The organism is Paenibacillus zeirhizosphaerae (assembly GCF_030705605.1).
In the GTDB taxonomy this organism is placed as follows: domain Bacteria; phylum Bacillota; class Bacilli; order Paenibacillales; family Paenibacillaceae; genus Paenibacillus; species Paenibacillus zeirhizosphaerae.
Genome location: NZ_JAPCKK010000014.1, coordinates 211,991 through 236,553, shown reverse-complemented (window position 1 = coordinate 236,553; position 24,563 = coordinate 211,991). Strand labels below are relative to the sequence as shown.

The 24,563-nt window shown below is 51.9% G+C and carries 30 protein-coding genes; 25 read left to right on the top strand and 5 right to left on the bottom strand.

Features of this window, described 5'->3' with window-relative positions; all coding sequences use genetic code 11:
- Positions 1-95: 95 nt before the first annotated feature.
- Both OIN60_RS08235 and OIN60_RS08230 read left to right on the top strand, forming a co-directional pair.
- Positions 96-1,676 (top strand): family 10 glycosylhydrolase, encoded by a 1,581-nt coding sequence (locus OIN60_RS08235; protein ID WP_305754383.1) that lies wholly within the window; start codon positions 96-98, stop codon positions 1,674-1,676.
- Positions 1,677-1,756: 80 nt separating this feature from the next.
- Entirely contained in the window at positions 1,757-2,740 is a 984-nt protein-coding gene (locus tag OIN60_RS08230) for a patatin-like phospholipase family protein (protein WP_305754382.1), read from the top strand.
- Between the two features lie 72 nt (positions 2,741-2,812).
- Here the strand turns inward: OIN60_RS08230 and OIN60_RS08225 are convergent, their stop codons facing one another.
- Positions 2,813-3,133, bottom strand: a complete 321-nt coding sequence (locus tag OIN60_RS08225) for a hypothetical protein (RefSeq protein ID WP_305754381.1) — start codon at positions 3,131-3,133, stop codon at positions 2,813-2,815.
- Between the two features lie 7 nt (positions 3,134-3,140).
- On the bottom strand, positions 3,141-4,133 hold the full coding sequence (locus OIN60_RS08220; RefSeq protein ID WP_305754380.1) for a DUF1385 domain-containing protein: 993 nt from the start codon (positions 4,131-4,133) through the stop codon (positions 3,141-3,143).
- A 247-nt stretch (positions 4,134-4,380) separates the two neighbouring features.
- Between OIN60_RS08220 and OIN60_RS08215 the strand changes: the two genes are divergently transcribed.
- From OIN60_RS08215 to OIN60_RS08200, 4 genes are all read left to right on the top strand, one after another.
- Positions 4,381-4,884, top strand: coding sequence for a YqhR family membrane protein (locus OIN60_RS08215; RefSeq protein ID WP_305754379.1), 504 nt, complete (start codon positions 4,381-4,383; stop codon positions 4,882-4,884).
- Between the two features lie 155 nt (positions 4,885-5,039).
- Positions 5,040-6,104: a M24 family metallopeptidase gene (locus OIN60_RS08210; RefSeq protein ID WP_305754378.1), complete on the top strand. Its 1,065-nt coding sequence runs from the start codon at positions 5,040-5,042 to the stop codon at positions 6,102-6,104.
- Positions 6,105-6,176: 72 nt separating this feature from the next.
- Positions 6,177-6,734: an elongation factor P gene (gene efp, locus OIN60_RS08205; protein WP_305754377.1), complete on the top strand. Its 558-nt coding sequence runs from the start codon at positions 6,177-6,179 to the stop codon at positions 6,732-6,734.
- Between the two features lie 237 nt (positions 6,735-6,971).
- On the top strand, positions 6,972-8,225 hold the full coding sequence (locus tag OIN60_RS08200) for an aspartate kinase (RefSeq protein ID WP_305754376.1): 1,254 nt from the start codon (positions 6,972-6,974) through the stop codon (positions 8,223-8,225).
- A gap of 4 nt (positions 8,226-8,229) precedes the next feature.
- On the opposite strand, the gene OIN60_RS08195 is transcribed toward OIN60_RS08200, so the two are convergent.
- From OIN60_RS08195 to comA, 3 genes are all read right to left on the bottom strand, one after another.
- The gene (locus OIN60_RS08195) at positions 8,230-8,694 is read right to left on the bottom strand and encodes a DUF441 domain-containing protein (RefSeq protein WP_305754375.1); all 465 of its coding nucleotides are present in this window, start codon (positions 8,692-8,694) and stop codon (positions 8,230-8,232) included.
- Positions 8,695-8,766: 72 nt separating this feature from the next.
- On the bottom strand, positions 8,767-9,501 hold the full coding sequence (locus tag OIN60_RS08190; protein ID WP_305754374.1) for a 2-phosphosulfolactate phosphatase: 735 nt from the start codon (positions 9,499-9,501) through the stop codon (positions 8,767-8,769).
- 22 nt (positions 9,502-9,523) lie between these two features.
- Complete coding sequence (comA, locus tag OIN60_RS08185; protein WP_305754373.1) at positions 9,524-10,351, bottom strand: phosphosulfolactate synthase; 828 nt, start codon at positions 10,349-10,351, stop codon at positions 9,524-9,526.
- Positions 10,352-10,509: 158 nt separating this feature from the next.
- Between comA and OIN60_RS08180 the strand changes: the two genes are divergently transcribed.
- From OIN60_RS08180 to OIN60_RS08090, 19 genes are all read left to right on the top strand, one after another.
- Positions 10,510-10,779, top strand: a complete 270-nt coding sequence (locus tag OIN60_RS08180; RefSeq protein ID WP_305754372.1) for a YqhV family protein — start codon at positions 10,510-10,512, stop codon at positions 10,777-10,779.
- A 97-nt stretch (positions 10,780-10,876) separates the two neighbouring features.
- Entirely contained in the window at positions 10,877-11,863 is a 987-nt protein-coding gene (gene spoIIIAA, locus OIN60_RS08175; RefSeq protein ID WP_305754638.1) for a stage III sporulation protein AA, read from the top strand.
- On the top strand, positions 11,857-12,375 hold the full coding sequence (gene spoIIIAB / locus OIN60_RS08170) for a stage III sporulation protein SpoIIIAB (RefSeq protein ID WP_305754371.1): 519 nt from the start codon (positions 11,857-11,859) through the stop codon (positions 12,373-12,375). The genes spoIIIAA and spoIIIAB overlap by 7 nt, the downstream gene beginning before the upstream one ends.
- A gap of 12 nt (positions 12,376-12,387) precedes the next feature.
- On the top strand, positions 12,388-12,591 hold the full coding sequence (spoIIIAC, locus tag OIN60_RS08165; RefSeq protein ID WP_305754370.1) for a stage III sporulation protein AC: 204 nt from the start codon (positions 12,388-12,390) through the stop codon (positions 12,589-12,591).
- 9 nt (positions 12,592-12,600) lie between these two features.
- Positions 12,601-12,990 carry a stage III sporulation protein AD gene (spoIIIAD, locus tag OIN60_RS08160; protein WP_305754369.1) on the top strand — a complete coding sequence of 130 codons (390 nt, stop codon included), beginning with the start codon at positions 12,601-12,603 and terminating at the stop codon, positions 12,988-12,990.
- Positions 12,991-13,002: 12 nt separating this feature from the next.
- Complete coding sequence (gene spoIIIAE / locus OIN60_RS08155) at positions 13,003-14,184, top strand: stage III sporulation protein AE (protein ID WP_370872437.1); 1,182 nt, start codon at positions 13,003-13,005, stop codon at positions 14,182-14,184.
- 108 nt (positions 14,185-14,292) lie between these two features.
- On the top strand, positions 14,293-15,024 hold the full coding sequence (gene spoIIIAF, locus OIN60_RS08150) for a stage III sporulation protein AF (protein WP_305754367.1): 732 nt from the start codon (positions 14,293-14,295) through the stop codon (positions 15,022-15,024).
- 25 nt (positions 15,025-15,049) lie between these two features.
- A complete protein-coding gene (spoIIIAG, locus tag OIN60_RS08145) occupies positions 15,050-15,691 on the top strand; it encodes a stage III sporulation protein AG (protein ID WP_305754366.1) in 642 nt (213 codons plus the stop codon).
- Positions 15,692-15,718: 27 nt separating this feature from the next.
- Positions 15,719-16,615, top strand: a complete 897-nt coding sequence (locus OIN60_RS08140) for a SpoIIIAH-like family protein (protein ID WP_305754365.1) — start codon at positions 15,719-15,721, stop codon at positions 16,613-16,615.
- 565 nt (positions 16,616-17,180) lie between these two features.
- Positions 17,181-17,660 carry an acetyl-CoA carboxylase biotin carboxyl carrier protein gene (gene accB, locus OIN60_RS08135; RefSeq protein ID WP_305754364.1) on the top strand — a complete coding sequence of 160 codons (480 nt, stop codon included), beginning with the start codon at positions 17,181-17,183 and terminating at the stop codon, positions 17,658-17,660.
- Between the two features lie 51 nt (positions 17,661-17,711).
- Positions 17,712-19,055, top strand: a complete 1,344-nt coding sequence (gene accC, locus OIN60_RS08130; protein WP_305754363.1) for an acetyl-CoA carboxylase biotin carboxylase subunit — start codon at positions 17,712-17,714, stop codon at positions 19,053-19,055.
- Positions 19,056-19,173: 118 nt separating this feature from the next.
- Positions 19,174-19,584, top strand: coding sequence for an Asp23/Gls24 family envelope stress response protein (locus OIN60_RS08125; protein WP_305754362.1), 411 nt, complete (start codon positions 19,174-19,176; stop codon positions 19,582-19,584).
- Positions 19,585-19,656: 72 nt separating this feature from the next.
- The gene (gene amaP / locus OIN60_RS08120; protein ID WP_305754361.1) at positions 19,657-20,196 is read left to right on the top strand and encodes an alkaline shock response membrane anchor protein AmaP; all 540 of its coding nucleotides are present in this window, start codon (positions 19,657-19,659) and stop codon (positions 20,194-20,196) included.
- A 14-nt stretch (positions 20,197-20,210) separates the two neighbouring features.
- On the top strand, positions 20,211-20,447 hold the full coding sequence (locus tag OIN60_RS08115) for a DUF2273 domain-containing protein (protein WP_305754360.1): 237 nt from the start codon (positions 20,211-20,213) through the stop codon (positions 20,445-20,447).
- Between the two features lie 160 nt (positions 20,448-20,607).
- Positions 20,608-21,060: a transcription antitermination factor NusB gene (gene nusB, locus OIN60_RS08110; RefSeq protein WP_305754359.1), complete on the top strand. Its 453-nt coding sequence runs from the start codon at positions 20,608-20,610 to the stop codon at positions 21,058-21,060.
- A 42-nt stretch (positions 21,061-21,102) separates the two neighbouring features.
- A complete protein-coding gene (gene folD, locus OIN60_RS08105) occupies positions 21,103-21,960 on the top strand; it encodes a bifunctional methylenetetrahydrofolate dehydrogenase/methenyltetrahydrofolate cyclohydrolase FolD (RefSeq protein ID WP_305754358.1) in 858 nt (285 codons plus the stop codon).
- Between the two features lie 10 nt (positions 21,961-21,970).
- Positions 21,971-23,335 carry an exodeoxyribonuclease VII large subunit gene (gene xseA / locus OIN60_RS08100; protein WP_305754357.1) on the top strand — a complete coding sequence of 455 codons (1,365 nt, stop codon included), beginning with the start codon at positions 21,971-21,973 and terminating at the stop codon, positions 23,333-23,335.
- Positions 23,325-23,582, top strand: a complete 258-nt coding sequence (xseB, locus tag OIN60_RS08095) for an exodeoxyribonuclease VII small subunit (protein WP_305754356.1) — start codon at positions 23,325-23,327, stop codon at positions 23,580-23,582. The genes xseA and xseB overlap by 11 nt, the downstream gene beginning before the upstream one ends.
- A complete protein-coding gene (locus tag OIN60_RS08090) occupies positions 23,579-24,484 on the top strand; it encodes a polyprenyl synthetase family protein (protein ID WP_305754355.1) in 906 nt (301 codons plus the stop codon). The genes xseB and OIN60_RS08090 overlap by 4 nt, the downstream gene beginning before the upstream one ends.
- Positions 24,485-24,563: the final 79 nt, after the last annotated feature.

Genomic DNA, 24,563 nt, shown 5'->3' with positions numbered 1-24,563 from the left:
GGGCCAAATTACGTCTATCCATTATATAAATAGAGAGCGCTGCATATATATAGCGTGAAAAAGGGAGAAGACAAGCTTTTGGAGGTTCTCGAAAAATGAAACGTTTTAAGTGGTTGATCATGAGTTTACTGGTTGTGCTGACATTACAGTCAGGGGCTTGGCAGGTGCTGGCGACCCCGTCCAAGGACATCACGATCTATCTGGATGGAGCGGCGCTTGAAACGGACGTATCACCGTACATAAAGCAGACTGACAATGTTACAATGGTGCCGCTGCGTGTGATTAGCCAAGGGCTGAGCGCACAGGTGGCGTGGTCCCAGCCTACGTCCACCGTTACGATTAACGGCAATGGCAAGATGCTCTCCATGACGACTGGCGCAGGTTCGGCACTGGTTGACGGAGCGACTGTGCAGCTAGACAGCTCGGTAGAAATGAGAAACGGCAGGGTCATGGTGCCGCTTCGTTTTATCGGTGAACAATTGGGATTGGAAGTCAACTGGGATCGTTCCGCAAGGACGATAACGTTGTTAAGCGGAGCAAGCGCTCCAGCTCCGGGGGAGCCGGCAGAAACAGGGGACGAGGTCAGCGCTTCTGAGTCAATGAGAGGGGCCTGGGTATCCACTGTCAATGGAGACTGGCCGTCGACGAAGAACAGTGTATCAGCTCAACAGCAGGAATTTTCCAGCATGCTGGATGATCTGGCTGGTATGGGGATCAACGCTGTTTTTGTTCAGGTTAGGGCAAGCGCGGACGCGATCTATCCGTCCAATACGGTGCCTTGGAGCAAATACTTGACCAATGTGCAGGGCAAATCTCCGGGATATGATCCCCTTGCTTTTATGATTGAAGAGACACACAAACGCGGGATGGAGTTTCACGCATGGTTCAACCCGTTCCGGGCGAACACATCCGCCAGTTCGGCCGGGCTTGCGGATAATCATGTGGCTGTCCAGCATCCCGACTGGATTGTGAATACAGGGGCCCAGCTTTATATCAATCCAGGTATTCCCGCGGCAAGGCAGCAGATCATCGATGACATTATGGAGGTCGTGAATCAGTACGATATTGACGGTGTGCATCTGGATGATTACTTTTATCCCTACAGCGGGACCTTTAACGATGACTCGGCTTATGCATCTTATAATGATGGAGGTCTGAATAAAGGGGACTGGCGCAGAGATAATACCAATCGTTTTGTCCAGGAACTTGGAGCAGCGGTTCATGCTGCCAACCCGGATTTGCAATTCGGTATCAGTCCGTTTGGGGTATGGCGCAACAAAGCGGATGACATTACAGGTTCCGACACACGTGCAGGGGTCACAGCCTACGGCACAACCTATGCCGACGTCCGGAAATGGATCAAGGAAGACTGGGTGGACTACGTCGCGCCTCAAATCTACTGGAGCATCGGTTATACGGCGGCTGCCTACGATAAGCTGGTTTCCTGGTGGTCTGACGAAGTAGAGGGAACAAACGTGAAGCTGTATGTCGGTCATTCCCCGTACAAGCTCGGAACCTCCGAGCAGGGCTGGCAGACGGCGCAGCAGATTATTGATCAGTTGCAATGGAACGAGAATTATACCGAGGTTAAAGGCGACATTTTCTTCAGTGCACAATATTTGCGCAAAAACCCGCTCGGACTCATTTCACTTTTGCAGTCTTATTATCACGAATAAAGTCATAAATCAGCCCCCGTGCTCATACATAAGCAGTGTAAGGTGATTGTCAACTGCTCGGAGAACGGGGGTTGTTGCATATGCTGATTAATGCTGTGTTTCAAGGCGGAGGAATGAAAGGCATATCTCTGGCTGGGGCCGTCAAAGCGGCCGAACAAAACGGAGTTATATTTAATCGGGTCGCTGGAACCTCTTCCGGGGCTATCGTAGCTTCTTTGATTGCGGCGGGTTATACGGGGCAGGAGATGAAGGAGGTCATTGAAGCGACTCCTTTCGTCAGTCTGCTTCACCGATCTCCTCTTTTTAACGTGAAATGGATTGGACCAGCCGTGAGGATCTGGTTGAAGAAAGGGCTTTATTCGGGTGAGGCGCTGGAGCATTGGGTCAGAGAACTGTTACTAGCGAAGGGTATCCGGCGTTTTGGCGATCTTCCGCCAGGCAAGCTGCGTTTAACAGCATCTGATATTACCAACGGGCGAATTATGGTGCTGCCGGATGATATGGAGCGTTATAATGTGGAACCATCTTCATTCGAAATTGCCAAAGCCATCCGCATGAGTACAAGCATCCCTTATTTTTTCGATCCGGTGATGCTGCGTATGGATGCCAAAAAGGCAAAGGGCAAGCCTTTTGCGGGACAGTTTGTTTTTATTGTAGATGGGGCCATGCTCAGCAATTTGCCCTTGTGGCTGTTTGACCAGGAATGGACGGGCAGGCCTTCTGACGTTATCCCGACGGTCGGTTTCCAAATGGTTGGAAAAAACAAGACCAAAACCTCCTTTATTCGTGGTCCGCTAAGTATGCTGCAGGCCATTATTGATACGATGCTGTCAGCACATGACGAGCGTTATATCGAGCAGGAGAACCGCTTCCGTACCGTGAAAATCCCAACGCTCGGGATCCGGACTACCCAATTTGACATTACCGCGGAGCAGAGCGAGCTGCTGTACGCTTCCGGTCTGCAGGCGGGCCATGATTTTTTTCGAAATTGGAGCATCGCTTCCTATCAGATGCAGTTCAACAAACTCAAGCTCCAAAAAGAACGGGTCCTAGTATTGAAATAATTGAAATAGCGGGAAATTAAAAAAGCACCTGACCACTCATAAAGGGTCAGGTGCTTTTTTGGTTTAGGCAGGTTAATGATATTTGGGCATATCGTCGTTATTTTTTCCCTTCTGGCCTTCAATAACGTAGAAAGGATATTCCTTACGCTTCTTGGCAGATGTCTGCTTGCGGCCTCCGGTGGTCTTCGCCATCGTTTTCGCAGACGGTTTGATTTTTGGAGTTTTAACGCCTCGGCGAGGAGGGAATTTGTACAGCAGCAGCACAACGCCGAAAACGATCAATGGAATGAGCAGTACGCTCAGCGTGCTGTAATCCCCGCGGATGATGGAGGCTGCCATTCCCAAAACGGCCAGAGCGATGAACCCCCAAAATACGATTGCCTGTTTGTTCATAATGATCTCATCCTTTCACAGGATCAAGAGACGGGCTATTCAACATTTCCTCTACGGGAGCTTTCTCCAGTGCAGCTTCAAGGGAAAGCATCCGTTGGAAAGAAGCGATGGACACCTCCACTTGATCATTGCTCGGTTCTTTCGTTGTCAGAAGCTGAAGCCACAAACCAGGATAACCCAAATAACGGAGCACGGGGACGTCACGCAGCGAATTCGTCAACTTGAGAAACTCGAAAGAGAGGCCCAGTACGACCGGGAGCAGGATAATACGCTGGCCCATGCGTTCCCATATATTTTCATAAGTGAATAAAGAATATACGATAACGCCGATAATGACCGTCAGCATAATAAAGCTGCTGCCGCAGCGATAATGAAGCCGGCTGAACTTCTGCACATTCTCTGGCGTCAGCTCGACCCCCGCCTCATAAGCGCTGATGACTTTGTGTTCCGCTCCATGGTACTGGAACAGCCTTTTGATCATTGGCGTCTGGGAAATTCCCCACAGATAGGCGAGCAGCAGGATCAGCTTGATCACACCTTCGGCCAGATTATGGCCGATTTGACTTGTGAACAGATCGCCGAACAGAAAATCCTCTACGACGACAGGCACAAGCGTAAGCACCAGCTTACCGAACAGGAACGACAGAATTCCGATGGCGGCAACACCGATGATCATGCTCAGGCTCCACTTGGAATCCTCCTTCTCCTGCTGTGCGGCCCGTTCTTCCGGGTTCATTTCGTCTTCGGCATAAGCATCGGCCGAATAGTTTAAATGCTTCGTGCCTTTGGCGCTGGCATCGATAATGCTTACGATTCCGCGCAGGAGTGGAACCCTGCGAAGTTTGTTCACCAGTGAGCTATCCCGGCGGGGCACCTCCAGAAAAGTTATGTCACCGTTCTTGCGGCGGACCGCCGTGACATTGACTCGCTTGCCGCCGAACATCACACCTTCGATAACCGCCTGGCCCCCATAACTGACGGGCTTGGATGTTTGAGACAACCGGTTCACCTTCCGTTCCGGGAAAATACTGTTGAATATTTCCCTGATTAATATTGTGTATGCTGCAAAAAGCGCTGCTGGGCAACCCTTTAGTCAGATGATCTTGATCCTTTATATTGTATCGAATTTTGCGGCTGATTTCTAGTTGAGGAAGAATAGGCTTTTTTCTTTATGAAGTAGCCGGGGATTGTGCATACTAGAAATACAGAATCGATTTTAAAAGCCACAGAAAGCGGAGGATGCCACCATGAGCTCAATAACGAATGGCAAGCGCAGCCCGCGCTTGAACGGCCAACAGCTTACTTCACCACTTCGGTTTTCCCTTGAGCTTGGTTTTTTTGCCGGATTGATTTGGGGACTGGTGCGCTGGTTGTTTTATATTCTGCATTTTACCGTTGTCCTCCCGGGCTTTATAGCGGAACCCTTTTTCAAGCACTCGTTCATGAAGAGCACTGCAGGACATTGGACAGGTTTGCTTGTTTTTATCCTATTCTCTATGGCAGCAACCTTTCTTTATACGGCTGTGCTGCGCAAGTTGAAGGGGCCTTACCCTGGTATGATTTACGGTGCAGTATGGTGGGCAGTGCTGTTTTTGTGGGCCGGCCCGCTCCTCGGCATGCTCCCGCCCGTTACGAAGCTGACGTGGGATTCTTTGGTCTCTGAATTTTGCGTCTTTTTGCTATGGGGACTCTTTATCGGCTACACGGTTGCGTTTGAATTTACGGATGATCGGGTGCGTGAGCATGCCTGAGCTTTCCGGCGGATGCAACTAAAACTTCTCAAGCGGCTGCAGCTTGTGTTAAAATAGCATTTGGTGATTTCTTGTTTTGGACATATTTGCCGCTCAACTGTGTCGATCACGTTGGTGGAGGCATGACTGGACAAGGTGAAAGAGAGGACTGGCCGATGGAGAGAGTATTGAAACTGCGTCAGGCAATGGAAGAGCGGAATTTGCATGCCATGCTGGTGGCAAGCCCTGTAAACCGGCGCTATTTGACAGGATTTACAGGATCGTCCGGCTATGTGCTCATTACAGACACAGGGAGCTTTTTGCTGACGGATTTCCGTTATATGACCCAGGCTTCTGAGGAAGCGAAGGGCTTTACTGTAATAGAGCATGCTGGGCAGGTAATGGAAACGGTCAAGGAGCTGCTTCAATCCGAACGGATTAACGAGCTGGGTTTTGAGCAGGATCATGTTACATTTGGTACGCATGGAACCTATACGGAGCAGTTGGAATCGGTTAAGCTGGTTCCTGTAGCGGGGATTATCGAGAAGCTGCGCATGATTAAGGATGATGGAGAAATCGAAGTGATGCAGCGTGCTGCCGATCTGGCAGATGCGGCGTTCGCGCACGTCCTGCCGTTCATCAAGCCAGGCGTTACAGAACGGGAGCTGGACCTAGAGCTTGAATTTTTCATGCGCAAGCATGGGGCAACGTCTTCTTCGTTCGACACCATTGTGGCCTCAGGTGAGCGTTCGGCCATGCCGCATGGGCGTGCTAGCGGAAAAGTCATCCAGAAGGATGAGCTGATCACCTTTGATTTTGGTGCGTTGCTGGAAGGCTATTGCTCGGACTTGACCCGTACGGTAGCGACCGGTAATCTTCAGCCGCAGTTAAAGGAAATCTATGATATCGTACTGGAGGCTCAGCTCCATGCTCTGGAACATATCAAAGCGGGAATGACCGGACGCGAAGCCGATGCGCTTGCCCGGGATATTATCAGCAAATACGGTTACGGCGACCAGTTCGGCCACAGCACCGGCCATGGCTTGGGGATGGAGGTTCATGAATCTACGCGTCTTTCCAAGCTGAGTGACGATGTGCTCCAGCCGGGAATGGTGGTTACGGTCGAGCCTGGAATTTACCTGCCGGGGCTCGGTGGTGTACGAATCGAGGATGATATTGTGATCACGGCTGACGGTATACGGGTTTTGACGAAATCGAGCAAGCAATTTACGGTTGTTTAAGCTGCGTCTTTGTGTCTGTACGTCCTTGTGCGTGCAGATTTATTTTACTGATCCTGTAGGAGGGGTTATTCTTTGATTAACGTTAACGATTTTAAAACAGGCCTGACCGTTGAGGTGGACGGCGACATCTTTACAGTCCTTGATTTTCAGCATGTTAAGCCGGGTAAAGGTGCGGCATTTGTACGCTCCAAGCTCAAAAATTTGCGTAACGGCAACACGGTAGAGCGTACTTTCCGCGCAGGTGAAACGATCGGGCGTGCCCAAATCGAGAACCGCGGCGTATCCTATCTGTATGCCAGCAGCGACGAGCATACGTTTATGGACAACCAAACCTACGATCAGTTTTCTCTGAATAGCAAACAGTTGGAATGGGAACTGAACTTTCTGAAAGAAAACATGAACGTAAACATCATCAGCTACAACGGCGAGATCCTGGGTATTAACCTGCCGACAAGCGTTGAGCTGAAAGTGGTTGAAACGGAGCCGGGCATTAAAGGCAACACAGCTACAGGTGCTACCAAGAATGCCAAGCTTGAAACCGGCTTGAACGTTCAGGTTCCATTGTTTATCAACCAGGACGATGTATTGCTGATCGATACTCGTGACGGCAAGTACATGTCCCGTGCATAAGATGTACTGATCAGTAAAGGTCAGCACATAGCATCCTCTGTCCCTTTTGGGGGGCGGAGGATTTTTTGTTTCCCGGCACTTGAGAGGGCCCTGAGTCTCCTGCTAATAAAAAACATTGGAACAAGGAAATACTTTCGTATTATACTGTATTAAAGTTGTGCCCAATAATGTAAGGTTTTTGTGGGGCCAAGCGACCTAATTACGCTACATACGTTCAGTTTGAGGGAGTGAATAGGCTTGTCTTTGTATGTCATGAAGTTTGGAGGCAGTTCCGTTGGTGATACGGAGCGAATGAAGCGTGTGGCCAAGCGCATCGTTGAGAAGCAGGACGAGGGGCACCAATGCGTGGTCGTCGTTTCTGCGATGGGAGATACTACGGACGATTTGATAGATCAGGCTAAGCTTCTGAATGCTCAGCCGCCTGCACGTGAGATGGATATGCTCATGACGACCGGTGAACAAATTTCGATCGCCATGCTGTCGATGGCCATTCATCAACTGGGTCGGTCCGCTATTTCTTTTACGGGATGGCAAGCCGGATTTCTCACCGAGGCCGAGCATGGCAAAGCCAGAATTGTCGATATTCGTGCAGATCGTGTGCTTAAGGCGTTGGAAGAGCAGAAAATCGTGATTGTGGCAGGTTTCCAGGGAATTTCGGAGGACGGGGAGATTACGACGCTCGGAAGAGGAGGCTCCGATACGACGGCTGTTGCCCTCGCTGCTGCGATCAAAGCGGATGCCTGTGAGATTTATACGGATGTGAATGGTGTCTATTCAACCGATCCGCGAATCGTCAACTGTGCTCGCAAGCTGAAGGAAATCTCTTATGATGAAATGCTGGAACTTGCCAACCTTGGTGCGGCTGTGCTTCATCCCCGCGCCGTGGAATACGCCAAACATAACAACGTGCGGCTGATTGTGCGGTCCAGTTTTAACTATAGTGAAGGAACGGTTGTGAAGGAGGAGGCTGTTATGGAGCAGGGAGTAGTCGTAAGCGGGATTGCGTATGATAAAAATGTGGCCCGGATCAGTATTCTGGGGGTGGCGGACGTGCCAGGCGTGCTGGCAACCGTATTCGGTGCGCTGGCTGAAGCCAAAATCGATGTGGATATTATCGTACAAAGCGGGGTACAGGAAGGTAAAGCGGACTTCTCCTTTACAGTTGCTTTATCGGATCAGCAGCGGGCGGTTAGTGTCCTGGAAGGCATTCGGGAAGTGCTCCCGTACAGAGAGGTTACCACAGAGGATGGTCTGGTGAAGGTGTCGATTGTCGGCGCAGGCATGGTCAGCCATCCTGGTGTGGCGGCGAGCATGTTTGAGGTGCTATCCAAGCTCGGCATTAGCATCAAGATGGTAAGCACATCGGAAATCAAAGTGTCCTGTGTTATTGAAGCCAGCAAGCTGCAGGAGGTCGTTAAGGCACTGCATACGGCGTACAATCTGGATACAGAAGAGCAAGTATTTGTCGGGGGACCTCAGGATCGCCGTTAAGCGGTCAAGACAGCTTGTCCGCAATCCACTGGGTCACCTTCAGCAGCAAAGCGGTAATTCCGGCAGCCATCAAGGGTCCAACAGGAATGCCGCGCAGAAATACGATTCCTAGAATAGAACCGATAACAAGACCCACAATCATTTGTGGGTCTATTTTTAACATCGCGAGTCCTTTACCGTTCATATAAGTGGCAATGGCCCCGCCCGCTAATGCAACCAGGCCCGGCCAGGTCGTCAGCGTGTCCGTAATGTCACGGAGGCTGACTTTTTCCTGGGCAAACGGCACCAGCACACCGATGGTCAGGAAAAGAAGGCCGAACTCCAGGCCTCTCCGCTCCATGGCGGGCAGATATCTTTCCAGGTGAACAAGCTTCATGACGAGCAGCAGACAGGCGGCGGTCGTAATGATCGGTGACCGGCCGATCAAGCCGACGACAATAAGGATGACAAGGATTATTTCTCCGTTCATAAAGCGGCGACACTCCAGTCCATATCTATCATGTTATCAGTGTATGTAGCTGCGTCAGTTCTTTAGAACAAGCTAGGAAGCAACCTTGGTACCGGAGAAGGGCCGAATGATATGATCGTGGTCAAGCACTGGCACAACAGAATACAAATCCACACGGGCACAGCAAGCAATGTCCTTATCAAAACCGAGCTGACGCAGCCGTTGTCCGCCTGTACACTCTCGAATCAGTTTAACGAGATCTGTTGTGGTGTGCCGGGCAGCATAATGAAGCATCTTTCCGAAATCATTCAGTTGCAGATGGGTGCCGTGCATGTTATGGAGCCGCTCAATCAAGCAGCCAGCGCATAAACCGTCCTCCAAGGCGAACCGGTCCTGGCCGCCCGCGCAAATGATCATGGTGTCACGGCCTATCGATTTTACGGCTTCGGCGCAGGCGCTTAAATTCAGAAACGAACCGGCCAGAATGCATGAGGCACGGTGAGCTTTGAAAAACGCACGTGTTCCGTTGGAGGTGGTCAGCACAACCTTTTTCCCCCGTACGGCAGGACCGGTGTATTCTTCAGGCGAGTTGCCTGCATCAAAGCCCGCGATTTTTTTGCCGTACCTTTCCCCGCCCAGCCATATCCCCGGCTGCTTCCATTGTTTGGCCTGAGGGACCGTTTCGACAGGCACAACACCGTCGGCTCCATTCGCGAGTGCGGTGACGATCGTACTGGTTGCCCTCAGAACATCGATCACGACGACACATTTGTTGGCGGCTTCTTCCGCTATAATCTCATTGACACTTCCGATTACATCAATGCGCATTCAGGCACCTCCGTGCATTCAATTAAGCCTTACCTGCTGTTCCGGCTGTCCGTTCCAACACCCAGCAAGCAGTGTCTCCGCGCAGTCCTCTCCGCAGCGCCTCCAACGCGGTTGCATCCTGAAAGGAAATGTTACCCAGATGCACGTTGGGACCAAGCGCCTGCAGCAGAAAGACTTGTTGTTCCTTGCGCGGGGCTTCCCACATCACCCTGTTAGGTGAAGGCATAAATTGCAGAATACTCCTGAAATCCTGCTCCTTTAAGCTTCCATCCCCGTTATACACACCCGCGCCGCTTCCTGATTCCCGGCCTTCGATAATGATCAGCTCGGCCCCGAGTTCAAGATCGGCCGCTGTAGTCTCTACAAAGTGTTCTATGGCTAGGGGTTGACCACCCAATTTTTTACCATATTCCGTAATGACGGTGAATCCCATATCCTGCCCGCGCAAAATCAATTCGGAGCGTTTCTCGCGCGACATCGGAAAGCTTCCGTCGGATACTTCCAGACCGTTGAATCCCAATTGTCTGATCCTGGCCAGAAATTCGTTCTGCAGCCCTGAGGCTAAGGCAGTTTCCAGAAAAGTGCCGCCAGGCATAATGAGGATGCCTTGATTTTTAGCAAGGCGAATCTTGGACAGGAGGATGTCATCCGGAGTCAGAGCCGCAGTGCCGAAGCCGAGTTTAATGATATCGATATATGGGGCGGACATGCGCAGCAGATCGCTGTAAGCGCAGGGCCCGAGTCCTTTATCCATAACCATCGTCTTTCCGGTGTCACCGGCCGTGTCCGTTCTGCTACCCGCAGGATCCTGGAGTGCCGGATGCCAACAGTCCGATTGATCATCTCTCATCGGTTAACCTCCTTGTAAATAGTAATCCCTGTTTTCATGGCTCAATATATGCCGGAGACATTAGCCCGGTGCCTATATTTATCTGTGAGAACTAAATTCTCGTATTCTTGCATATCTATCAATTAAGCAAGGGAGATAACAAGTTTGCGGGAGGGAGAATGGGATTGGACAAGTTTGTAGCCGGCATGGGGCTGCTTCGTCTGTTGTCCGGTTGTGTGGAAATCGCTGCGGCCATCATTATGCTAAGGCTGAATCAGGTCGACAAGGCGCTGGCCGTGAACGCAGGTCTAGCACTGGTCGGACCGATGGTACTGGTTATTACAACGACGATCGGTCTGATAGGTATGGCAGACAAGCTGTCATGGGACAAGTTACTGTGGATCTGCTGTGGTGTCGCCTGCCTCATATTCGGTGTTTTGAAAAAATGATAGACATACGAGCGTCATATTCTACCGGTCCAAGCATAGACTTGTCATAAGATCAGACTGGATCATAACCACAACCAGCGGAGGGGTCCTTATGGCAATGGATTGGTTAGACCTTTTTCCCGAACCGGTTAGAAGCATGCTCCGGAGACTTCCGCAGACCGTATTCGACCGCCTCGAAGAAGTCCGGATCAGAGAGAATAGACCGCTGGAAATTAATGCTGGCGGCGAGCATCATTTCCTGACCCGTAATGGCAGCATGACACTGCAGCCTGAGGAAGCGTATCGGCCGGACAAGGAGGATACAAGCCGTCTCCTTGATCTGATCAGCAACCATTCCCTGTACACGATGGAAGAAGAGTTACGCAAAGGATTCATCACGATCCCTGGGGGTCACCGGATCGGACTGGCTGGCCGGGCGGTGCTGAGCGGCGGCAAAGTGGAGCATTTACGGGACATCAGCGGTTTCAACGTCAGAATTGCCCGTGCAGTACCCGGCATAGCCGACCCTGTACTGCCGTATATGCTCGATGAAAGATCGAGACGGGTGCTGCACACGCTGGTGCTGTCTCCGCCACAGCATGGCAAAACGACGCTGCTCCGCGATCTGGCAAGGCAGATTAGCTCAGGGATGGCAGGCAGCCGCTCTGCGCCTGGCGGCATGAAGGTGTGTATTATCGACGAACGTTCAGAAATTGCCGGCAGTTATAAGGGAATTCCAGGCTTCGATGTCGGTCCGCGGACGGATGTTATGGACGCCTGCCCTAAGGCTGAGGGCATGATGATGATGATTCGTTCGATGTCACCCGAGGTCATCATTGTGGATGAAATTGGCCGTGTCGAGGACGCAGAGGCTATCCAGGAGGCGCTCCATGCCGGCATCAGCGTCATCGCCTCCGCGCATGGAAGGGATTTGTCCGAGCTGTCAAGGAGACCCGCATTCCAGGCGCTGGCCGGACAGACGCTGTTCGAACGATACATCCTGCTAGAGCGCAAAGGGCAGCACATATCCTTTCGCGCAGCGGATGCCAAGCAGCGGATGCTGGCTTTAACCGTCACCGGCAAAGGAGGGAGTAACCGATGCTGAAGCTAATCGGTGCGATGATGATCATGCTCGCGGCGACTGTGGCCGGATGGATGAAGGCTAGACAGTTTGCCAACAGGCCCAGACAGATCAGGGAGTTGATTCTGGCACTCCAGCGCCTGACGACAGAAATTTCTTACGGTGTAACTCCACTGCCTGATGCGCTGGCCAAAACGGGCGAGCCTTTGCGGGAACCGCTCAGGACCATGTTCAAACAGGCAGCGGCATCCATGCTACCTCCCTCCGGCCGGACGGCGAGGGAAAGCCTGCATGAGGCGATTGAAGGGGCCTGGCGGCGTACAGCGATGAAGGCGCCCGAGCAGGACACCATGATGCAACTGGCATACAGTCTCGGGACAAGTGACCGTGCGGATCAGAAGCGGCATATTGAACTGGCAGCCCAGCAGTTGAAGCATGAGGAAGCGTCCGCACTGGCTGATCAGGCCAGATATGAAAAAATGAGCAGAAGCCTTGGCCTGCTTGTCGGAGCACTGATCGTCATACTCATCTATTAGCGGGGTGCTAGCATGAATTTAGAAGTGAACGCGATCTTCCAAATCGCGGGGATCGGGATCATCGTTGCCATGATCCACACTGTCCTAAAGCAAATGGGCAAGGAGGATATGGCGCATTGGGTCACTGTCATCGGTTTTGTCGTCGTTTTATTTATGGTGGTTCGTTTGCTCGATAACCTCCTGCAGGAAATCAAATCGATCTTTCTGTTCCAGTAGGTGAGACATATGGAGATTATTCAGGTTGTTGGCTTCGGGCTGATTGCCACGGTGCTGATTCTGATCTTGAAGGAGCAAAAGCCGATGTTTGCTTTTCTGATCGCGGTCGCCACCGGCATATTGATCTTCCTGATGCTGATTGGAAAAATAGGCTCTGTCGTCGCGATGCTGGAAAGGCTGGCGCGTTCTTCGGGAATGGACATGATCTATTTCAAGACGGTGCTCAAAATCATTGGTATTGCTTATATCGCTGAATTCGGGGCACAGATCGTCAGGGACGCGGGTCAGGAAAGCATCGCATCCAAAATAGAAATGACGGGGAAAGTGCTGATTATGGTGCTGGCCCTGCCGATTATTAGCATCATCATCGAAACGATATTGAAGCTGATGCCAGCATAAAGGGTGAAAGCAATGAACGTAATGCCGAACCGGAAAGCTGTGTGGATCCTGCTGATTTGCTTCTGGTTCGCATCGGCGGGAATCATCCTGGCGGAGAGCCCGGCGGACGAATGGATCAGACAGCAGGCCGAGGAGCTTCCGAAGGATGAAGTGGAGCAGTACTGGAACGGACTCATGGAGAAATACGGCGGTTTTTTTCCACAGCGGCAGATGCCTTCCTTCATGGACATGCTGCTGCCGGGCGGAGAGGGGTTCAGTATACAAGCAGTCATGGCGGCGCTCGGCGGTTTTCTCTGGAATGAAGTCCTCATTAACGCCAAGCTGCTCGTAACCATTGTCATGCTGAGCATCCTCAGTATGGTGATGGAAACGCTGCAGACGGCTTTCGAGAAAAATCAAGTCAGTAAAATCGCCTATGCGCTGTGTTACATGGTCATCATCATCATTGCTATTAACAGCTTCAGTGTAGCGATCCAATATGCTAAAAGCGCCATCGACGGGATGACCGATTTTATGCTTGCCATGCTGCCCCTGCTCTTCACACTGCTCGCCTCCATGGGAAACGTAGTGACTGTATCGGTGACGCATCCGCTGATTGTATTTATGATTCATACGATTGGCACGGTCATCCATACCGTAGTGTTCCCGCTGCTGTTTTTCTCGGCACTGCTGCACCTGGTCAGCTCCATCTCCGACAAATACAAGCTTACCCAGCTTGCGGATCTGCTTCGCAACATCGCTGCAGGCCTGCTGGGAATGCTGCTTACCGTGTTCCTTGGCGTTATCTCGGTACAGGGCTGGACAGCGTCGGTTACCGATGGGATGACTTTGCGGTCTGCGAAGTTCGTTGCAAGTAATTTTGTCCCGGTTGTGGGCAGGGCGTTGGCTGATGCAGCGGATACCGTAATTTCCGCATCGCTGCTAGTCAAAAATGCGATTGGTTTGGCGGGCGTGATTATCATATTGTTCTTGTGCGCTTTTCCGGCTTTGAAAATATTGACACTTGCACTGATCTACAATGTGACCGCAGCCATCATGCAGCCTCTTGGCGATACGCCCATCGTCAGTTGCCTGCAGGCGGTCGGGAAAAGCATGCTGTTTGTGTTCGGGGCGGTGGCCGCCGTAGGGTTGATGTCTTTTTTGGCGATAACGATCATGCTGGCGGCAGGAAATATGACTGTGATGATGAGGTGAGGAAGATGCAATTAAGGAAAACCCGTAAGCTAACCTGCAGGACCGGAAGAGAAATCTTGAGACTCAAGCCGGGAAAAGCGATGACGGAAGGAAGAGGGGAGAACGGTCATGTCGTGGCTAGGCGAATGGTTAAGACATCTGGTCATGATCGTGCTCATGGCCGCATTCGTGGATTTGATCCTGCCAAGCCGCACGATGGAAAGGTATGTCCGGCTTGTGCTGAGTCTGCTGATTCTGCTCGCGCTGATCTCTCCGATTGCACAATTGCTCCGCAGCAGCCCGGCGGCTGAACTGCGCCGTGCCTTCCAGGCACAGGAGCGTGCTGAAAGCGGACAGCAGCCCAGCCTTGAAAGAATCCTTGCACAAGGGCAGCAGCTGCAGAAGAAGCAGGAGCAAAATGCTAGAGAATATGCGGCAGGTGAAGTAGCGCGGCAGATGAAGGGACAGATCGAGCAGGAAACAGGGGAAAGGGTACAGTCGGTAGAGGTTGCGTTTGCGGAGGATAAGCAGGAGGCGGACGAAATGGGTACGAGCACAATCATTGCCTCGGTCCAGGTAAAGCTGGCCGCCTCAAGCGCTGCCGAGGATCCGGGCAAGCCCGGGAACGGGGGAGAGGATGGGGTAAGCATTGAGCCTGTTATGGTCCCGGCTGTTCCTGAAACGGACATCAAGGTCAGCATCGAGCCGGATGGGGAAGCTGCAGCCGGGGAGGAAGCTGTGCCGGAAACGGAACAGGCTGGAACTGACGGGAAAGAGGCAGAAATCGTGGAACTGCTTCACAAGGAATGGGGGATCGGTAAGGAAAGAATCCATGTTCGAACCCCGCCGGAAGCTGTATGACGATGCTAATGGGAGGTGATGACGGTTGGGAAAATGGAGGGAGATGTGGGAGCGCTGGATCGGCGGGGGGCCGGGTGCACAGAAGCGTTCCAACGCGTTCCGCTGGCTTCTTATACTGGGATTGGTCGGGGTGGCGATCATGCTGTTCAACTCCTTCGTGAATGTCAGGGAAATCGATCCTGAAAATGTCGGGCGGGAGCCGCCGCAATTGAATGACGACATCAGTCCGGTGCTGGAACCGGCTGAAGAGGAGGCTGGTTCCTTCAGGCAGGTCGAGAAGACTTTTGAGGATAATATGAAGACGATGCTGGAGCAGATTGTCGGTGTAGGCACCGTGGATGTCATGGTAACGGTGGAGTCAACCGAGGAGATTGTGGTACAGCGCAATACGAAGGATACCCAGGAGGAAACGGAAGAAACCGATGCCAGCGGAGGCAAGCGCCATACGACCCAGTATACGCGCGACGGGCAAATCGTCACTTATGAGAACAGTGGGGGAAATACACCGATCATTACGAAAAAGATCAAACCGAAGGTCAGAGGAGTCCTAGTTGTCGCCAAGGGTGCCGAGAATCAAGTGGTAAAACAACTGATCACAGAAGCGGTGGAAAAAGGGCTGAACGTCCCTTCTTATCGTATCTCGGTCGTCCCACGCAAGCAGGAGTAAACCAAGTAAAGGCAGGAGGATATGGGAATGAACAATAAAAGACAAACGATTTGGCTGGTTTCCATGCTCAGTTTGATGGTTGTTCTGTCAGCTTACTATTTGTTTACGGAGGATACAGGCATAGGAACTGATCCTGTTGCGGAGAGCACACAGGTTATGGATGAAGGGGCAGCGATCACTCCCGGAACAGAGAGCGCTGATGGATTGACGGTCAATGAGGTGGTTACGGAAAACGGAGAGGCTGTCTCCGGAACAGAGCAGACGCCGGCAGAAGGAGAGACTGCCTCTGGAACAGAGCAGACGCCAGCAAAAGGAGAGACTGCCTCCGGAACGGAGCAGACGCCAGCAGAAGGAGAGGCCGTCTCCGGAACGGAGCAGACGCCAGCAAAAGAAGAGGTTGCCTCCGGAACGGAGCAGACGCCGAAAGCAGGAGAGGCTGCCGAAGAGACGGAGGGGAAAACCGCTTCTACGGAGACAGAAGGCTCTTCTGCAGCGACCGGGCAGCAGACTGAAGTAGCCAAGACAGACGAGCAGGTGCTCGAAGAGGTTAAGGCAGGTCAGGAAGCGAAGGAGACGGCAGCGGCAGTTATCGAAGATTACCTGTATGAAAGGGAAGTGAACAATCAGCAAAAGCAGGAAGAGCTGATGGCAACCATGAATGACAAATCCTCCGAGGAAGCGGCGGCAGCCCAGAAGGAATTGACGGCTCTGGAAGAGAAGCAGGCGAAGATTACAAGTATCGAGGAAGAACTGCAGCAGCAGTTTCCCAGCGCGGTTGTTAAGGAAGAAGATAATGATGTCTACAAAGTAGTTGTCCTAACCGAAAAATTGGATGCAAAGCAGGCTGTAAGCATTGTAGATAAAGTAATGAAGGAGCTCAAGGTAACGCAGGACAAAATCAAAGTTCAGTATGTGGCTCAGTAACAAGAGTGGTCAGAAAGGAAGGGGCTGTCCCAAGTCATGAAAATGGCTTAGGGCGGCCCCCTTTTCAATTTTGTTAAACCAGAAGATTGCGATTTCCGGTTGTTCTTGTTAAGTTGGGGGATGCACAAAAGCAGCGGAGAGGACGAAGCAATTCCGGAAAAGCGGAGCGGTCCCCTTTGGCCCGAAGGGTCAACAGTGATTGTAGGAATGCTTCGTTCTCGGAGCGTCTCCCCACGCACAAAAAGACTGCCCTGGTCAAGAGCCCTTGGAACACCCTCTTTTTCGCATATTGTCCTATTGTAAAGCTCTCTTTGCTATATAGCCAATAGATTTGTCTGATCTGGGTCATGGCTAACGGGGAATTCGATGTGCTGGAAGAAAGCAGGAAGCGCCAGAGGTTGAATTTTCGGACTCTTTCTATTTCAGTCGATTGTGATATAATACAAAAAGCTGTCAAGGCTGTCCAAGCGACAGATGCGGGCAGCGCACCCGGCTCCGAATGACTGGCCGGCAAGCTGCAGGATGCATTGCAACTGGCATAATGCTGAAGGAGTGAATAATTGAGATGTTTAAATTAAGCGAGATTAAGGAATTGATCAAGCTGGTGGATGAAACGTCCGTTCAGGAATTGGAAATTGAGAATGAGGGGGCGCGTCTGTCGATTCGCAAGCCCGGCAAAAGCGAGGTCGTAACGGTTCAAGCGTCGGCGGCAGCTCCAGTATATGCAGCGGCGCCGCAGACGATCGTGTCCGCTCCCGCAGCCCAGCCGCAAACTGAAGCGGTGGCGGTTGAGCCAACGTCCAATTTACATAAGATTGTGTCCCCTATGGTTGGAACTTTTTACAGAGCGGCATCGCCGGATGCGGCGCCGTTTGTCAGCGCAGGTGACAAGGTTGGGGAGAAAACGACGGTCTGCATCATCGAGGCGATGAAGCTGATGAACGAATTGGAAGCCGAGGTAAAAGGTGAGATTGTTGAGGTTCTGGTGGAGAACGGCCAGCTTGTAGAGTACGGCCAGCCGCTGTTCCTAGTCAAGCCGGAGTAAGCTGTTTTACGCAATCTGGTACGGCTGCTTCTCTAAGGAGGATATAATATCATGAAATTTCACAAAATATTGATTGCCAACCGTGGAGAAATAGCGGTACGCATCATCCGGGCCTGCAGGGAAATGAACATTTCTACGGTAGCGGTCTATTCGGAAGCCGACAAGGATTCCCTTCATGTGAGGCTGGCCGATGAAGCATATTGCATCGGACCGACTCTGTCCAAGGATAGTTATCTGAATTTCACCAATATTATGAGCGTGGCTACGCTGACCGAATGTGATGCTATTCATCCGGGCTACGGATTTTTGGCTGAGAATGCGGACTTCGCCGAAATCTGCGCATCGTGCAACATTACCTTTATCGGTCCTTCTCCCGAAGCGATTACGAAGATGGGGGACAAGGCCGTTGCGAAGCAGACGATGAAGGATGCTGGCGTACCGGTTATTCCGGGCTCCGACGGCTTGGTCGAAAATCTGGAGGAAGCGGTTATCATTGCACGCGATATCGGCTATCCGGTCATCATCAAAGCGACTGCCGGCGGCGGCGGTAAAGGCATTCGCATCGCCGAGACCGAAGAGATGCTTATTCAGCAGATCACGACTGCCCAGCAAGAGGCACAAAAGGCGTTTGGCAACGCAGGCGTGTATCTCGAAAAGTATCTGACAGGCATGAAGCACGTTGAAATCCAGGTGATTGCTGATAAACACGGCAATGTCGTCCACCTGGGTGAACGCGATTGCTCCGTGCAGCGCCGGCGGCAAAAGCTGGTTGAAGAAGCTCCCTGCCCGGTCCTTTCCGAAGAAATCCGCCAGCAGATGGGTACGGCGGCAGTTCGTGCGGCCCAGGCTGTACAATACTCGGGAGCTGGAACGCTTGAATTTTTGCTGAGCCCGGACAACTCCTTTTATTTTATGGAGATGAACACCCGGATTCAGGTTGAGCATCCCGTGACTGAGATGATTACCGGAGTGGACTTGATTAAAGAGATGATCTCGGTTGCCGAAGGCAAGGAGCTGTCCTTCAAGCAGGAGGATGTCGTCATCAATGGCTGGTCGATCGAATGTCGGATCAATGCTGAGGATCCTGCCCGCAACTTCATGCCGGCACCGGGCAAAATCGGTTTTTATCTGCCGCCTGGCGGTCCGGGGGTTCGTGTGGATAGCGCCGTTTATCCGGGTTATAGCATCCCCCCTTACTACGATTCGATGATCGCGAAGCTGATCGTATGGGGACAGACGCGTGACGAAGCCATTGCCAAAATGAAGCGAGCGCTCTCGGAGTTTGCGATTGAAGGCATTCCGACGACGATTTCCTTCCATCAGCGACTTTTGGAGCATCCAACGTTTATTGGTGGGAATTTTGATATTAAATTCCTTGAGGAAAATGAAGTCTGAACCCGGTTGGCGAAGGTTTGTCATAATGTTTTCCAAATGATATAGTATGGATTAAAGTACGCCTGTGTGTCTTTCAGGCTTGCGGTGAACTTAAGTTAACCGAAAGGTGTGTAAAATTATGGGCACAATGCCAACTGAATTTGAAAGAACGGAAATTGGTGAAATCCAGATCGCTCCTGAAGTTATCGAAGTCATTGCCGGTTTGGCTACGGTAGAGGTAAAAGGTGTTGCTGGTATGAGCGGCGGGTTTGCTGGCGGTTTCGCAGAGCTGCTTGGGCGCAAGAATTTGTCTAAAGGCGTTAAGGTTGAAGTAGGTCAGCGTGAGGCGGCTGTGGATGTATCCGTTATTATCGAATACGGGAACCGCCTGCCTGAGGTGGCCTCGCAGATCCAGCATAACGTCAAGCGTTCCATTGAGAACATGACGGGTCTGAGCGTGGTAGAAGTGAATGTTCATATTCATGACGTCCAGTTCAATAACGCAGAACGTACTGTGGAAGAAAGCGATTCTGCTGGCCGCGTTAAATAAGAATTTTTCTGCGTCAAACCCCCGACCTTTGGGTCGAGGGTTTACTCTAATTTTAAGGAGGCTGTGCAGTTCGTGGCTAAATTTGTGGATAGACTTTTGCTGTTTTTGTACAGCTTGAGTATCGGAATTACGTCCGTTATTGCCATCCTTCTTCTGAGCGGTGTGATCCCGCCTCAGTTGGATAACTTGGATGGGCGGAAGCTCTGGATGACCGCGCTGATTGTCGCCATTGTTCTGCTCCTGCTCAGCGTCCGGTTCATTTACGTTTCCTTCCGCCGTAACCGTACCAGCATGCCAACCATTGATCAGCGTACGGATTATGGTGACATTCAGATTTCCGTCGAGACGATTGAGAGCCTGTGTCTCAAAGCGGCCTCCAAGTCTCGCGGAGTCAGCGATTTAAAATCACGTGTTAAGGTAACGGAATCAGGTCTGGATATTACGATCCGGGCTGTGGTTGAGGGCGATATGTCTATTCCTGTATTGACCTCCGATATTCAGAAGGCCGTTCATGACCATCTGGAGGAAATTACTGGCATACCGGTGGCAAACGTGTCGGTATACATCGCGAACGTCACTCCTTCAGCGGCCTTTAAAAGCCGCGTGGAATAGGGGAGGTTTCACGGATGCCATCATGGAAAGAAATATATATGGAGTATAAGGGACGGATTTTAGGCATAGCGGGCGGAATCGGTCTGGGTATTGTGTATTTAGTATCAGGTTTCGTGGATACGTTGATCTTTGCATTATTGGTGTTCATCGGATATACGCTGGGAAAAAGGATTGATGCCAAGCTCGATGTTTTTCAGCCGTTGGAAAAACTCGGAGAATGGATATTCAACCGCAAGCGGCCATTTAAATGAACCCTGTGATACGCTTTCTCCAAAATTAGAGCCGCAGCTTGTCTACGTCCGTTATTTTGGAGTTGCGTTCACCGGGTTTTTCTTTTGAACGGAAGAAAATAGGGTTTAGAGAACAAAGTAATCTGACTGTGTTGATTAAGAGTGAGTGTAGGAGGCATGCATGAAAAGACGTTTAGCAAGGGAATTGGCGGTACAAAGCATGTACCATATGGAAATGAATGAGGTACGGGCTGCGGAAGCCATAGATATGCTGCTGCAGGAAGCGGCAGAGGACAATGAAGCGGAGGTTGTTGTGAAAGACGAGGCAGCTTTGCGGCAGTATGTGCTCAATTTGGTTGCAGGGACCTGGGAGCAGCGCGTTGCCATAGATGCCCTGCTCACCGATTATTTGAAGGGCTGGCAGGTCAGCAGGCTTTCCAGGGTGGACCGGCAAATTTTGCGCCTCGCCGCATATGAAATGATTTTCGGGGAAGACATTCCAGGCAAGGTGGCCGTCAATGAAGCGATTGAGCTCTCTAAGCATTTTGGCACCGAAGAGTCCGGTAAATTCGTCAACGGCGTGCTTGGACGCATGATTCAGGATCTGGAGCAACTGAAAACCCGTTTTTCTTAAAATACAGCTATTATTTAAGTGAACTGAGGGAGAGTGTAGAACATGGCAGCACCGTTGATTAGTGGCACACAAGTTTCACAGGAAATCCGTGCGGATCTCCGAAAGGAAGTGGAAGAACTGAAAGCCCAGGACTTCGTTCCTGGCTTGGCGGTTGTTCTCGTAGGCGAAGACCCCGCTTCCCAGGTTTATGTCAGAAATAAGGAAAAGGCATGTCATGATCTTGGGTTTTATTCCGAGGTGCATCGTCTGCCGGCAGATACCCAACAGGAGGAGCTGCTTGCGTTGGTGGATCGCCTTAACCGGCAGGAGAACATTCATGGCATTCTTGTGCAACTGCCGCTTCCCGGTCATATCGAAGAAAAAGCGGTTATCGACGCGATTGCCGTACATAAAGACGTCGACGGCTTTCATCCGGTCAATGTAGGAAACCTGGTGATCGGGGATGACAGCCTGCTGCCGTGCACGCCTGCAGGGGTTATTGAACTGATCAAGCGGACAGGCCTTGAAATGGCGGGCAAGCATGCTGTGGTGATCGGCCGAAGCAACATTGTGGGTAAGCCGGTGTCACTCCTGCTGCAGCGTGAAAATGCCACAGTGACGATGTGTCATTCCCGCACCAGCAATATGGCTGAGTTGTGCAGACAAGCGGATATACTAGTGGTAGCGATTGGACGGGCTAATTTTGTTGACGCCAGTTACGTCAAGCCTGGAGCCGTCGTCATTGATGTCGGCATGAACCGGTTGGACAACGGCAAGCTGGCAGGTGATGTGGATTTTGCAAGCGTGCAGGAAATTTCCGGGCCAATTACGCCGGTGCCGGGCGGTGTAGGTCCGATGACCATTACGATGCTGATGAAAAATACACTGATCGCGGCGAAGCGCTCTCGCGGATTGAAATAGGCGGCCTGCTATGGCGGAGCAAAAAATATTCTCAATCAAGGAATTGAATAAATATATCCGCATGAAGCTGGAATCTGACCGGGTGCTGTCCGATGTGTGGATCCGCGGTGAAATTTCGAATTTCACACATCATTCAAGCGGACATATGTATTTTACCCTGAAGGATGAGAGCAGCCGCATCAAATCGATCATGTTCGCCTCGCATAACCAACGGCTGCCTTTTGTGCCCAAGGAGGGCTCCCGGGTGATCGCGCGCGGCAACGTGTCGGTCTACGAACGGGACGGGCAGTATCAATTCTATGCTACCCATATGCAGCCTGACGGCATAGGCAGCCTTTATCTCGCTTACGAGCAGCTCAAGCAGAAGCTTGAGGCTGAGGGGCTGTTTGCTCTGGAGCGAAAACGCGCGCTCCCGCGATTTCCGCGGACTATCGGGGTGGTCACCTCCCCAACGGGAGCTGCAGTGCGTGATATTATAACAACGCTGCAGCGCCGTTACCCGCAGGCCAGGGTGCTCTTGTATCCTGTACTGGTGCAGGGAAAAGGAGCGGCGGCCTCTATTGTAAAGGCTATAGCGAAGCTAAACGCGCTGGCGGAAGCGGATGTGCTGATTGTTGGGCGGGGCGGCGGTTCGCTGGAGGAGCTGTGGGCTTTTAATGAAGAAATTGTAGCCCGTGCGATCTATTCATCCGCGATCCCGGTCATTTCGGCCGTAGGTCATGAGACTGACTTTACGATTGCCGACTTCACAGCCGATTTGCGAGCCGCAACACCGACTGCTGCCGCCGAGCTGGCGGTGCCACATCTGGTCGAGCTTCTTGATCAGGTGCGGCAGCGGGAGCGGCGGCTGCGAAGCGCCTTGAAGCAGCGTGTTCAGTCAGAACGGGAACGGTTGGCAAGGGTACAGCGTTCGGCGGTGCTTAAGCATCCAAGGCGCTATATGCTGCAGCATGCAGAGCGGTTGGACATGCTGCGTGACAGACTGAAGCGGGCCGCGGTCGGCAGGACACGTCTGCATAAAGAGCAGAACGCCCGGCTTTTGCATGCGCTTGAGCGATACAATCCGCAGGAGCAGGTACGTACGTCAAGGCGCCAGTTAGAGCTGTCTGAGCACCGGATCTCGACGGCCATGGACAGGGCGCTCAAGAACAGCAGGCAGCAGCTTGACTCCACGATGCGCCAACTGGATGCGCTAAGTCCCTTGAAGGTTATGGCAAGAGGCTACAGCCTGGTATACGACGAGCAGGAGGCACGGCTTATCAAATCGCTCCGAGACGTTCAGCCCGGGGATCTAATCAAAATTAAAATGAGCGACGGGCAGCTAGACTGCCAGGTGTGGGGAATGAAGGAGGTCGACAACCAGCATGGCGAATGAGACAAAGCTGAGTTTTGAAGAGGCGATGGCGGCCCTGGAGGACATCGTTGCACAATTGGAGCATGGAGATGTTCCTCTTGAACAGGCGATAGACCTTTTCCAACGCGGAATGAAGCTGTCGCAGTTATGCAGTCAAAAGCTGGAGCAGGTGGAACGTAAAATTGAGATGATCGTAGAAGAAGATGGTGAAACCCGGACGAAGCCGTTCGGAGCCGACCTGGAAGAAAGCGGCGGTGAACATGCTTGAGCAGCAGGTTAAGCTTTAAGGAATATCTGAAAAGCACCGTTGCAGAGGTGTCGAAGGAGCTGTCCTGCATTATTCCCGAGCATTGGGATGTGCCGGAATCGCTCAAAGTCTCCATGCACTACTCGCTGATGGCTGGTGGCAAACGGCTGCGTCCGCTGCTCGTGATCGCTGCAGCCGAAGCGTTCGGCGGCAGCAGAGCGGCAGCGATGCCGATCGCTTGTGCGGTGGAAATCGTACATACGTACTCGCTGATTCATGATGATCTTCCTGCTATGGATGATGATGACTACCGACGGGGAAAGCTAACTAACCATAAAGTGTATGGGGAAGCGACGGCCATATTGGCCGGCGACGCATTGTTGACGCATGCGTTCTACTGCATCACGCAGGCAGGACGGAAGCATGGTGTTCCTGCTGAACAACTGCTCTCCATTGTTGAGGAGCTTGCCGAAATGGCCGGAGCCCGTGGAATGGTCGGTGGACAAGTGGCCGATATGCTCGGGGAACAGGGCATAACGCAGTTGCAGGAGCTGGAGTTCATTCACCTTCATAAGACAGGTGATCTGATCATTTTCTCACTGCTCGCTGGCGGTCGTGTCGGGGGAGCGTCCGCAGAGCAGTTGGAAGGTCTGCGCCGCTTCGGACGGGATTTGGGGCTGGCCTTTCAGATACAGGATGACATTCTCGATCTTGTCGGCGATGAAGCCAAGCTTGGCAAAGCAACGCAAAGCGATGTGCAGCAGCACAAAGTGACCTATCCGTATTTTATCGGGCTGGACGCCTCCCAGCAGGAAGTTGAAAGACTTACGCATTCCGCCAAGCAGGCCCTTGCCGAAGCTGCCATTCCTGATCCCGGACGGCTGATAGAGATCGCGGATTACTTGATGAAAAGGGATCATTAGCCGGAAAGCCTTGCTGTTTTTTTAGCCTAACTCAATCTGTGATATAATGGTTGTTATTATGATGGAAGCTAGGCTAGAG